This window comes from Luteibacter sp. dw_328 (assembly GCF_018449605.1).
Classification (GTDB): Bacteria; Pseudomonadota; Gammaproteobacteria; order Xanthomonadales; family Rhodanobacteraceae; genus Luteibacter.
Genome location: NZ_JAAVUW010000001.1, coordinates 966,540 through 979,596, shown reverse-complemented (window position 1 = coordinate 979,596; position 13,057 = coordinate 966,540). Strand labels below are relative to the sequence as shown.

At 67.3% G+C, this 13,057-nt stretch carries 2 protein-coding genes; both read right to left on the bottom strand.

Features of this window, described 5'->3' with window-relative positions:
• Positions 1-12: 12 nt before the first annotated feature.
• Complete coding sequence (locus HB634_RS04060; RefSeq protein ID WP_213947642.1) at positions 13-6,387, bottom strand: non-ribosomal peptide synthetase; 6,375 nt, start codon at positions 6,385-6,387, stop codon at positions 13-15.
• Positions 6,384-13,055 (bottom strand): polyketide synthase, encoded by a 6,672-nt coding sequence (locus HB634_RS04055; RefSeq protein WP_213947641.1) that lies wholly within the window; start codon positions 13,053-13,055, stop codon positions 6,384-6,386. Before HB634_RS04055 ends, HB634_RS04060 begins: the two co-directional genes overlap by 4 nt.
• Between the last annotated feature and the right edge of the window lie 2 nt (positions 13,056-13,057).

Sequence of the window (13,057 nt, the reverse complement as noted above, 5' to 3'; positions counted from 1 at the left end):
GTGCCGTGTGTGTCAACCGCGCCCGAGCAGACGACTGAACAGGCCACGTTTCGAGGCGGTCGGCGCCGCTGGCGGAGCCAGGGCGAGATCCGCGGCGAGCGTGCCGAGCGTGCCGTTTGCGATGTCGAGCAGGTTGAGTTGCACGCCCGTCAGTTTCTGCACGCGCATGGCCATGTCGACGGCGAGCAGCGAGTGGCCACCGACATCGAAGAAGTTGTCGCTGGTGCGGATCCGGCACATGCCCAGCAGCTCCTGCCACACGGCGGCGAGCAGACGCTCGCTTTCCGTGCGGGGCTCGTTGCTGCTCGACGTACCGTTCCCGGGTTGTTGTTCGGTCGGCAGCGGCAGCGCGGCGATGTCCGGCTCACCGGTAGCCAGCAGCGGCAGGGCATCGAGCAGCGTCAGGCTGGCCGGCATGGACCAGGCCGGCAGGTGGGCGGCGAGTGCGGCGCGCACGCCGTCCGCGTCCGGCTGGCAACCCGGCGCGGCGACGGCGTATGCGTCGATGTGGTGATCGCCGGCGTGACCGATGCGAGGTACCGCCAGGGCCCGGACGATACCGGGTTGGGCGAGCAGAAGGGTTTCGATGGCGGTGGGTTCGATGTCGAGGCCGTGCCGGCGAATGCGGCGGTCGTCACGGTCGAGCACCTGCACCATGCCGTCGGCGAGCCAGCGACCGCGATAGCCCGTGCGGACCAGGCGGTCGTCGCCCGGCTGGCGATCGGCGAGCGCCCGCGTACCGAAGGCTGTCGCCAGGCCGCGGCCAGCGATGGCCAACTCACCAGTCGCTCCGATCGGCGACGGTTCGCCATCGTCGTCGAGGATCCAGACTTCACTGTTCGCCAGGGGGCGGCCCTCATGCAAGGCATCGACGGTGCGGTCGACGCGACCACAGGTGGCGACGGGTGCCGACAGGGCATCGCCGAACAGCGTCCACAGGCCGGCCGTACGTTCGCCGACATGGGTGGCCATCTCCGGTGTGGGCGTACCGCTGACGATCGCCGCCTGCAACTGTGGATCGCCGGCCCAGCCTTGCTCGAGCAAGGCGTGCCAGGTCTCCGGCGTGGCGATGAAGCGGTCGAGCGCGCCAAGTTCACCGCGCGCGAGGTCCTGCGGCTCCTGCACGACCCAGGTCGCACCGCTGGCCAGGGCGAGCAGGGGCTCGATCATCGACAGGGGATCGGTAGCCAGGGCATCGCCACCGATGCGCTGACCGGCGCGCAGGTCGAGTGCCTTGATCAGGCCTTCGACTGTATTGGTTATGGAACGATGCGAGAGGGCCGCACCACGTGCGTTGCCATCGGCACCCGGAACGTGGAACGCAACGGCCGGCATATCGGGCTCAGGAGAAGCACCTGCCACGACATCGTCGAGGCGCACGCCTTCGATTTCGGCATGATCCGCGTCGAGCCACAGCGCGCAGGCACGTGGCCAGTCCAGCGTGGCTTCGAGTGCCATGTCGCCGATCATCACGGTCATCCGCGCGTCGGCCACGATGTCGCGCAGGCGCGCGGCGGGGTCGGCGCGGTCGAGGAGCAGGGCGGTGCCGCCGGCATGCGCGATGGCGAGGAGGCCGGCAAGGCGGTCGGCACCCGGATCGACGCAGAGGCCGATCACACTACCGGGCAGGGCGCCACGGTCGCGCAACAGGGTCGCCATGCGTAGCGCCCGGCGCAGCAGCGCCACGTAGGTGGTGCTGCGCGGTCCATGGATGATCGCCACCGCATCCGGAGAGAGCTTCGCCCCGCCTTCTACCATGGCGTAGAGGTCGAGCGGCAGATGGGCGTCGCTACCCGTGGCGTTCCAGCCGCGCATCTTTTCGCGCTCGGCCGGTGTGGCCGCGGTGAGTGAACCCACCGAGAGGGAAGGATCGGCGGCGACGCGCTTCATCATGTCCAGGTAACGCTCGCGCATGAGGCGCGCCGTGCTCGCCTGGAGCAGGTCGGCGTTATAGGTGACGCCGCCGACCATGCCGTTGTGGCTTTCGAGGAACCACAGGCCGAGGTCTTCGGTCGCGGCACTCTGGAACAGCAGGATCTGTTCATGTGCAAGGCCGCCCCAGTCCACCGAGCGCTGGCGTGCATCCTGGAACGAGAACAGGGCCTGGTAGAGCGTGGCGCTGGCGCCGTGGCCGACTTTCAGTTCGCGTTGCAGGTATTCCAGTGGCACGTCCGGGTGACCGAAGGCTTCGATCGCTGTGCGTTTCACGTGGCGCACGAATTCGAGGAAGGAGAGCGCAGGGTCCACGCTCACATGAAGCGGAAGCAGGTTGTTGAAGTAGCCCATGACCGATTCGACTTCGGTCTGGTTGCGGCCGCGCACCGGCGTACCGACAACCAGCTCGTGCTGGCCCGCCGAGCTCGACAGCATGGCGTAGTACAGGGCGAGCAGGGTCATGTTGAGCGTGGCGTCGGCCTGCCTGGCTACGTCGTGCATCGCGTCGGTGTCTTCACGCGTGACGCGGATCCACTCCGTGCGACCGAGCCCGGACATGCCCGGACGGCGCGGATGATCGGTCGGCAATGCCCGCACGTCGCCCATCTGGGCAAGACGCTCGCGCCAGAAGCCAAGCTGCGACTGGAAGGCCGGAGAGTCCAGCCAGTGCGAATGCCACTCGGCGAAATCGCCGTAGGTGACAGGTAGCGCAGCCAGCGGCGAGGGCAGTCCGGCAACGAAGGAGCGATACAGCGCTGACAGTTCGTTGTAGAGAATGTCGAACGACCAGCCGTCCCAGATGATGTGGTGCGGCATGAAGAAGAACGCGTGCTCGTCTGCGGACAGGCGAAACATGCGAGCGCTGAAGAGCGGAGCGCTGCCCAGGTCGAAGGGCGTATCGGTGAGCTCCTGCAGGCGGTGCATCAGGCGTGCTTCGCGTTCTTCGGCGGGCAGGTGCGAGAGATCCTCCGCAGGGAACAAGGGGTATTCCAGCTGCGATGAGACGACCTGCGCGATATCCTGGCCCACGTCGCGGAACGCGGTACGCATGCTTGGCTGCCGCTGGATCAAGGCCTGGAAGGCCATGTCGAAGGCATGTTCGTCGAGGCGACCACGAAGGCGGTGCGCGGACGGCGCGTTGTAGGTGACGCGACCGGGATGCATGCGCTCGAGTGCCCACAGGCGACGCTGCATGAGCGAGAGCGGCGCCTGGTCCTGATGCGCGCGGTGATCGATCGGTGCGGCGGCGGGTGCCGTCCCGCTGGCCACCTGCGAGCCGATGGCGGCGGCCAGCTGCTCGATGGTGGGCGCGTCGAACAGGGTGCGGAAGGAGAGCGTGACGTCGAACTCGCGGTTGAGTCGCGCCGTGAGCTGCGCAGCGAGCAACGAATGGCCGCCCAGGGCGAAGAAGTCGTCGCGCACGTCGAGGTCGGGCAGGCTGAGCACGGCTTCCATGGCGGCGGCTACGCGGCGCTCGTCGTCGTTGCGCGGCGCCATTCGTTCACCGGGTGTCGCCACCGAGTGGGCGATCGGCGGCGGCAGGGCTTTGCGGTCGATCTTGCCGTTGGGCAGCAGCGGGATCGCGTCCAGCATGAGGATGTGTTGCGGAATCATATAGTCGGGCAGACGCGAACGCAGGCGCGAGCGCAACGTGTCCTCACTGACCGTGGCACACTCGCGACCCACCACGTAAGCCACAAGGCGCACGTCGCCCGGACGGTCCTCACGCGCGATGACAACGGCGCGGCCGACCTCGGGGGTGTCGGCGAGCACGCTTTCGATCTCACCCGGCTCGATGCGGTAGCCGCGAACTTTCACCTGGAAGTCCAGGCGGCCCAGGTGTTCGATCATGCCGTTGGCGAGCCAACGACCGCGATCGCCGGTCCGGTACATCCGTGAGTCCGGTGCCTCCGCCCAGGGATCGGGAACGAAACGCTCCGCGGTGAGCTGCGGACGATCGAGGTAGCCGAGCGTGACGCCGGCACCGCCGATGTGAATCTCGCCGGGCACGCCGAGTGGGCAGTGGTTGCCGCGCTCATCGAGGATGTGCACGGTGGTGTTCGCGATGGGACGCCCGATGTAGATCCCTTCGCGCGGGTCGGACACACGCCAGTAGGTCGAGTACACCGTGGTTTCGGTCGGGCCGTAGCCGTTCCATACCTCGCCGCAACGATCGAGCAGGGCCTCGGCGAGGTCGACCGGCAGGGGTTCACCGCCGGAGACCGCGCGGAACGCGGGGCGACCTTTCCAGCCGGCGTCGACGAGCAACCGCCAGCCAGCAGGAGTCGCCTGCATCATCGTGGCATCCACTTCTTCGATAAGGCGACGCAGCTGTCCGCCATCGCGCACGTCGTCACGACCGGCGACGACGATTTCGGCACCGCTGGTCAACGGGAGCATTAGCTCCATGAAGGCGATATCGAAGGACAGGGTCGTGACGGCGACCAGACGATCGTCGGGAGCGATACCCGGGACGCGTTGCATGCTGGTGAGGAAGTTGGCCGCGGCGCGGTGCGGCACGCGCACTCCCTTGGGGCGGCCGGTCGATCCGGAGGTGAAGATCACATAGGCCACCGAATCGGGCGTGGCCGCCTTGCGATTACGTTCCGGGCGCTCGAAGGAAGCGTGCACCACTTCTTCACTGGTAAGCGCGAGGACGCGTGTCGGGTCGAACGGAAAGGCCAGGGGCGCGTTGTCGTCGACGACGAGGGCGGCCAGCGCGGCATCCTCCGCCATGAAGGCAAGACGATCGGCCGGGAAGGTGGGATCCAGGGGCACGTAGCCGGCACCGGACTTGAGCACACCGAGAACGGCCGCAACCATGTCGAGACCCCGCGCAAGCGAGAGGCCGACCAGGTCGCCGTGGCCGATGCCCCGCTCGCGCAGGGCATTGGCCACACGGTTGGACCGTGACTCGAGTGCCGCATAGTTGAGTGAGCGGTCGGCATGACGCACGGCCGAGCGCTCCGGCGCGCGGTCCACCTGCTGCTCGAAGAATTCGTGGGCGAGGCGGAGTTCGGGGAATGGCGTCGGCGCGGGTTGCAGTGCGGCCAGTTCGCGGTATACCGCGTCGGAGACGATCGGAAGCGCGACGGCCTCCAGGGTCGGATCGATGGCGGCCTGACGGAGCAGCATCGCGTAGGCGTCGAGCCAGCCCTGGATCGTCGCGCCATCGAACAGATCGGCGTTGTACTGGCATTCGAGGCGCAAGCCGCCGCCAACCTGCACGGCGTTGACGAAGAGCTCGAAGTTCTCGTAGGCGCGCGGTATGGCTTCGACATCGAAGCGCAACCCGGGGAAGGTCACGGTGCTTTCGTCGAGCTGGGCATCGAGATTGAACAGCACGGCCACCAGGGGCAGGCGCGAGGGATCGCGGGCGATCGACAGCCGGGCGAGCAGGCTACCCAGCGTATAGCGCTGGTGGTCGAAGGCATCGAGCAGGTCGGTGCGTACCGTGCCGAGCAACTGCGCGAAGGTGGTTGTGTCGTCGATCTGCGTGCGCAGGGGCAACACATTGACGCAGTGACCGACGAGGGTGTCGTGACCCTCCGCCGCCTGGCCTGCCGACGGCATGCCGATAACGATATCGTCCTGCCCCGCGATACGGCGGAGCAGGACGGCGAAGGCGGTGAGCAGGGTCGCGTAGAAGCTTGCACCGTGGGCGGCGCCCAGGCGCTTGATCGCGGTGACCTCGGTCGGATCCAGCGTGCGGTCTTCGCGCCGTGAGGTGAACGACCGACGGCGGGGACGGGAATGGTCCGTAGGGAGGTCCAGCACGGGCACGAGACCGGCGAACCGGCCCAGCCAGTACTGTTCATCCTCACGGGCTGCCCCGGTGCCGGCGTGCGCGGCCTCGGCCAACGCGAAGTTCGAGAACGCGCCGGCGTCGGCCGGGCTGGTGCCGTGGCCCGTGCGCTGCGCGTAGAGGGCGGCGAGATCGTTCACGATCACGCCGAAAGACCAGCCATCGCACACGATGTGATGTGCGGCGATGGTGAGCAGGTGACGGTCCGCGGCGAGGCGGAACAGCTCCGCGCGCACCAGGGGGCCGTGTTCGAGATCGAAGGGCGTGGTGACGATGCGGTGGAGCGCACCCATGATGCGCGCATCGCTTTCGAAGGGCGCAAGGAGCGAGAGGTCGTGGAAGGCGACGGGGAGCGTCGTGTGTTCGGCGACGAAGAGACCTTCGCCGTCGCTGCTGAACGTGGCTCGCAGGGCCTCGTGGCGATCGACGATCGCCTGCAGGGCCGCTTCGAGAGCCGGCACGTCGAGCAAGCCCTTGAGGTTGATCGACACCGCTTCGTTGTATGCCAGCGAGGCTTCCGGCTCCAGCCGGGATGCCAGCCACACCTCGCGTTGCGGCTCCGTGGTCGGCACAAGCCGCGACAGCGGCGCACCGGCGAAGGGGTCATAGTCGACCGCTGTGGCGGCGGCCAGCTCGTTCTGCGTCATGCGGTGACCCTCAGGTACTTGCCCGGCGCATCCGGGTTGGGAACGAACCAGGCGGGACGACCTTCGGGATCCTTGCCCAGGCGTGCACCCGGCATGGGCGGACGCTCGGCATCGAAGGAAGGCGTTTCGCGGCGGCGCGGCAGAAATTCCGCTTCCTGCATTTCGAGAATCGATTCACGGAACGCCGTGGCGATGGCGGCAAAATCCGCTTCGCTGTGCGAGGTGGTGAAGAAGCAGGGGAAGTTGTCGAGGATGTGGATGCCGCGGCTGCGCATCATGGCGAAGAGCAGGTCCTGCAGCGGGTGGTCTTCGGTAAACGTGGTCTTCCACACCGAAGCGAAGTGGACGACGTGAATCGGTGCGCCGACGCTCACGCAGAACGCGTTGAGTTGCTCGGCCATGGCCGTGACCTTCGCGTTGAGCGTGGTCTGCAGCTGGCCGCCTTCGTTCGTGAGATGGGTGAGTACGGCGTGCGCGGCGGCCAGGGCCAGCGGGTGGCGCACGAACGTGCCGGCGAAATAGGTGACGCCCACCGTCGGCGTGGAGTCGTCGCCAAAGCGCCAGTGGCCGCCGTCCAGCGCGTCCATGAAGCGGCGCTTGCCGGCGATGACGCCGATCGGGAAGCCGCCGCCGACGACCTTGCCGTAGGAAGCCATATCCGCGTCGATCCCGAGGACAGCCTGGGCACCGCGCGGATGGGCGCGGAAGCCGGTAACCACTTCATCGAAGATGAGCAGCGAACCGGATTCTTCGGTGATCGCGCGCAGTTCCTGGAGGAACTCTACCGGCTGGAAATCGGGGCGACGGCTCTGCACGGGCTCGACCAGGACGGCAGCGATATCCGAGGCGCGCTCGCGGATGATCTGCAGCGACTCAGGTGTGCCGTAGTCGAGCACGAGCACATGTTCGGAGGTATTGCGCAGGATGCCCGGCGCGGCGGGTACGGACTTCAGCTTCTTCGTGCCACGGACGATCACCTCGTCGAAGATGCCGTGGTAGGAACCGGTAAAAATCACCAGCGTGTCGCGGCCGGTGACGGTGCGCGCCACGCGAACGCAGCCCATGACGGCTTCGGAGCCGGTATTGCACAAGGCGGCGCGGTCGAAGCCGGTGAGGTCGCAGACCTGTTTCGCCACGATGCCGGCGAGCGGATGCTGCGGGCCGATCTCGTAGCCCGCATCCAGCTGCTTGCGCACCGCGTCGAGCACGAAGTCGGGCTGCCAGCCGAACAGGTTCATGCCGAAGCCGTTGAGCGCGTCCACGTAACCGTTGCCGTCGAGATCCCATACCTTCGAGCCCTTGGAGCGCTCGATGACGATCTGATAGACGATCTCCTTCAGCAGCGGACGGAAGCCATTGACGACGCGGGGATCGGCAAGATGGCCGCGGTGCTCTTCGGTATAGGCCTTGGACGTTTTCGTGCGCTCGATATAGCGGCGCATGAAGGCGTCGAGCCGAGCACGCTGGCGACCGCTCAGTTCGGTGGCGCCGTGATGGATGCGGGCGATCGCACCAAAAGCCTTCTTGACGTCGTAGGTGGTATGGGCGAGCGCAGCCTCTTCGTCACTGGTGCTACCGCCCAGGCTGCTCTGTGTAGGAGCCGCTTCAGCGGCGATGGGTGCTTGCGGCAAACTGGCTATCGCCGCTGAAGCGGCTCCCACAAAGGCGGATGCGGGAGCGGCGGCTCCCGCCAGTAACGCCAACTGTTCCCGCATGATCTGCATCTGCTGCGCGATCACGTCCTGGACCAGTCCGCCGCCCATGGCCATCGCCACGGGCGCCGCCGCCGCGACCGGGGCGGGCATGGCCGCCGACGCGGGCGCCACCGGCTGGGCTTCAGCCGGCAACAGGCGATCGATGTGTGCCGCGAGCCGCTCGAACGACGAGCAGCCGTCCATCAGTTCGCGGAAGGTGATCTTCAGTGCGTAGGTCTTCTGCAACTGCAAGGCCACCTGGGTGAGCGAGAGCGAGTCGAGCCCCAGTTCCACGAAGTTGGCGCCCGGGTCGACACCCTCCAGTTCGGTTCCCGAGACATCCTCGAACAGCGCGAGGAGTTCGCCGACGAGGCGCTGCGGACGAGCGTTGCTGGTGGGGGCGGAAGGCATCGGCATGAGGGGCTCCGGTACGACGGGAGAAACGGAAGGGGTGGTATCGAGCGACGCGAACGGCGCGACCAGGGTCGGCGCGATCTGCGGAAGCTGAGGCAGAGGGGCGGCAGCGGCGATCGGAGTGACGGACGCCGGGAGGCGTGCGTCGATCCAGTGACGCTTGCGTTCGAAGGGGTAGGTGGGCAGGCGCACGTGGCGGCGGTTTTCGCGGTGGTCGAAGGCTGCCGTCGTCACCGCTACGCCTGCGGACCACAACGCGCCGGCGGCACCGAGCAGTGCGGCACGTTCGTCGGCCGGGCCGTCACCCAGGGAGGCAACGATCGTCCGGCCGCGACTCTGCGAGTGCTGGCGGGCCAACAAGGCGAGGCTCGGCCGCGGACCGACTTCGAGAAAGGCGTGCGTCGCATCGTCCAGCGTATGCAGCAGCGCTGGCGAAAAGCGCACGGCGTGACGCATGTGCCGGGTCCAGTAGTCCGGCGAGGTGGCTTCCTCGTCGGTCAGCGGCAGTCCTGTCAACGTAGAGACGATGCGGATGCGCGGCGCACTGAGCGACACCGCCGCCACTTCGGCACGGAAGGAGACCAGGACGGGCTCCATCATCGCGGAGTGGAAGGCGTGGGACGTATGCAAGAGGCGGCAGGCGACGCCCTCGGCCTCGAGCGCGAGACGGAAGGATTCGACGGCCGCCGTCTCTCCGGAAACCACGCTCGCATTCGGCGCGTTCTCGGCAGCGAGGGAAAGAGCGTCCGGGAGGCGCGCCCGCAGTTCGGCGGCTCCCAGACGAACGGAAAGCATGGAGCCCGCGGGAAGGGCCTGCATGAGGCGGCCGCGGCGCGCGACAAGTCGCGCGGCAGCGGCCAGCGGCATCACGCCGGCGAGCACGGCGGCGGCGAACTCGCCGACGCTATGGCCGATCATCGCCACCGGTTCGACACCAAGGCTCATCCACAGGCGGGCCAGCGCGTACTCCAGGGCGAAGGTCGCGGGCTGGGTCAGTTCGGTGGCCTTCAGCGCGTCCGCGTCTGCGGCGAACATGCGCTCACGCAGGTCGAAGCCCAGTTCCCCGCGCAGCGCACTGGCGACTTCGTCGAGCGCCGCGCGAAAGACGGGTTCAGTTGCATGCAGTTCGCGACCCATGCCGGCGTACTGCGAGCCCTGGCCAGGGAAGAGGAAGACCATGCCCGGTGACGGCGTGATGCAGGTGCGGCACATCGCGGCGGCGGCGATGTCGCGCAGCTTGCCCACCGCGTCGTTGGTGGACGTGGCGACGACATGGGTGCGCTGGACGAACGCCTTGCGACCACGGGCGAGCGTCCACGCGGTGTCGGCGAGGTTGCCGTCCGGGTGCGCGGCGAGATGGTCGGCGAGTCGCGCGGCAGCGTTGCCCAGAGCCGTCGGCGTCCGTGCGGAAATCAATAGCAGCTGCGCACCACTGGCGACATCGGAAGGCACGCGCTCCGGCGCTTCCTCGAGAATCACATGGGCATTGGTGCCGCCGACGCCGAACGAGCTGACACCGGCGCGCAGGGGACCTCCCGCAGTCTGCCAGGGGCGCAGCGAGTCGTTCACCACGAAGGGTGAATCGGCAAGGTTGAGGCGTGGATTGGCGGACGTGAAGTGCAGGGACGGCGGCAGGCGACGTTCGCACAGGGCCAGCGAGGTCTTGATGACGCTGGCCGCACCGGCGGCCATCACGAGGTGGCCGACATTGCTCTTCAGCGAGCCTAGCGCGCAGAAGCCCTTATCGGTCGTGCTCTGGCGGAAGGCCTGTGTCAGCCCCTCCAGCTCGATCGGATCGCCTAGCGGCGTGGCTGTGCCATGTGCTTCGACGTAGGAAATGTCGCGCGGCGACACACCGGCATCGTCCAGCGCCATCGTGATGACGGCTGCCTGGCCGGCGGCGTTTGGCGCCGTAAAACTGGCCTTGACCCCGCCATCGTTGTTCACCGCGACGCCACGGATCACCGAGTAGATCGGGTCGCCATCGCGTAGCGCATCCGAAAGACGCTTCAGCAGGACCACGGCCGCACCGTCGCTGAACACCGTGCCCTGAGCATCGGCATCGAAGGTACGCGTGTGACCGTCGGGCGAAAGCATCGAGCCTTCCTGCGCGATGTAACCGCTGTTCGGTGGGCAGGAGATCGACGAGCCCCCGGCAAGTGCCATGCCGCAACGGCCGGCGCGCAAGGCGTCAAAAGCCTGAGCGATGGCAACGAGCGACGTGGAGCACGCGGTATTGAGACTGATCGCCGGACCGGTAAGGTTGAGCTTGTGCGCGACGCGCGTGGCCAGGTAATCCTTCTCGTTGCCGAGCATCACCTGGAAGGCCCCGAGCTTGTCGATAAGGTCGGGCCGGCCACTGATGTGCTTCTGGAAATAGGTGGCGTTATGCATGCCGCCGAAGACGCCGACCGGCACGTCCTGCGCATCGGGAACGTAACCGCCGCGCTCGAGACATTCCCAGCACAGCTCCAGGAACAGTCGCTGCTGCGGATCCGTCAGCTCTGCTTCGCGCGGAGACATGCCGAAGAAGCCGGCGTCGAACTGTTCCACGTCGTCGATCACACCGCGCGCGGCGACATAGTCCGGATCGTCGCGATCGGCCTGGCTCACAGCCGGGTCGAGCTCCTCCGGCGCGAAGAAGCGGATCGACTCGCGACCATTGCAGAGGTTGTCCCAGAACGTCTCGACATCAGGCGCACCGGGGAAGCGGCCCGCCATGGCGATGATCGCCACCGGCTCGCCCACCGCCGGCGCGCCACCTGACAAACGTCCTGCCAACGCCTGGCGGGTGGCGCGCCCTTCGATCGTGGCCGCCACGGCGGCCGGGGTCGGCTCGGCGAAGAAGCCGACCAGGGAGGGAGTCGGCGACAGTTCTTCATGCACGCGAGTCATGGCACGCGTCGCAAGAAGGGAGCTGCCGCCGAGGTCAAAGAAATTGTCGTCGCGGCCGACCGTGTCCAGGCCGAGTGTCGCGGCGAAGATGGCGCAGAGGCGCGTTTCCACGTCGCCTCGCGGTGCCACGAAGGGCGCCGCCAGTTCAGGGCGCGCGTTGCTCGGCGCGGGCAGGGCGCGGCGATCGAGCTTGCCGTTGTCGTTGACCGGGAGGGCGTCGAGACGCACCCAGGCCACCGGGAGCATGTAGTCGGGAAGGGTCAGGGCGAGGGCATCGCGCAGGCTGCGGGCGGTAACGCCGTCCTCGTGGCTTACGTAGTAAGCGACAAGGCGCTTTTCGCCGGGTGTGTCTTCACGCGCGATCACGGCCGCCGCGGCGACGCCGGGCAGGGCGCGAAGCACGATGTCGATCTCGCCGGTCTCGATGCGATAACCGCGGATCTTCACCTGTCCGTCGACGCGACCGACGAAACCAAGGTTGCCGTCGGGCAGCCAGTGCACGAGGTCGCCTGTGCGATAACGGGTGCCGCCAGCGACGAAGCGCTCAGCGGTGAGTTCAGGGCGGTTGAGGTAGCCACGTGCGACGCCGTTGCCACCGATGTAGAGCTCACCGACGGTGCCGGGTTCGACTTCGTTGCCTGTCTCATCAAGCACATGCAGCGACGTCTCGCCGATCGGCGTACCGATGGGAATCGCGCGAAGTTCGTCGGGCAGTTCACGTGGAATGCGATACGTCGTCGCGAACGTCGTGCATTCGGTCGGACCGTAACCGTTGATCAGCTGCGTCGCCGGAAGGGCCGCATATGCCTTGCGCACATGCGGCACGGAAAGCGCTTCGCCGCCGGTGAGTACGACACGCAGGCCGGAAAGATTGCTCGCATCATCGTCGACGATGGCATTGAACAGCGCAGCGGTGAGCCACGCTACTTCGGCGCCATGGCGTTCGACAGTGCGCGCGATGCCGCAGCCCGTGGGAACCCGCTCGCCGTAGACGACGCAGGTGCCGCCATTGAGCAACGGACCGAAGATCTCGAACGTGGAAGCATCGAACCCGAGCGGCGCGGCATGCAGCACCTTCGGCGCATCGAAGTCGATGTAATCCGAACGCAGCACCAGGCGAAGGATGGCGACATGACGAATCTCGACGCCCTTAGGCGTCCCGGTCGACCCGGACGTATACATCGCATAAGCAAGATCGGCCCCCTCACCCCCCTGTAGGAGCCGCTTCAGCGGCGAAGGGCGCTCGCCACTAGCCGTCTCCAGCTCCGGAACCGTAAAGAGAGGAATCTCATCACTGAGAACTTCCAGCCCTTCGTCAGCGACAATGGCCGCCACATCCGCATCCCGCAGCGCAAACGCCACGCGCTCAACGGGCCACCGCGTATCGATCGGCAGATAGGCTGCACCGGCTTTCAGTACACCGAACACGGCAACGATCGCCTCGACGGAACGCTCCATCAGCAGTGCGACATAGCTACCCGGCTCCACACCGGCCGCCACCAGGCCTGCCGCGATGCGATCGCTGCGGGCGTCCAGTTCGGCATAGGTCAGGGTCGACGCGTCCGACGCGGTGGCGATCCGCTCCGGATAGGTGCGAGCCACCGAGGCGAAGCGTCCGTGGACGGTGTCGGCGCCGTGCTGGCTGCTGGATGGTGCGTCATTCATCG

Bases quoted from the DNA above. Each gene is read 5' to 3' on its own strand.
- HB634_RS04060 (WP_213947642.1), bottom strand. From the start codon at position 6,387: ATGACGCAGAACGAGCTGGCCGCCGCCACAGCGGTCGACTATGACCCC.
- HB634_RS04055 (WP_213947641.1), bottom strand. From the start codon at position 13,055: ATGAATGACGCACCATCCAGCAGCCAGCACGGCGCCGACACCGTCCAC.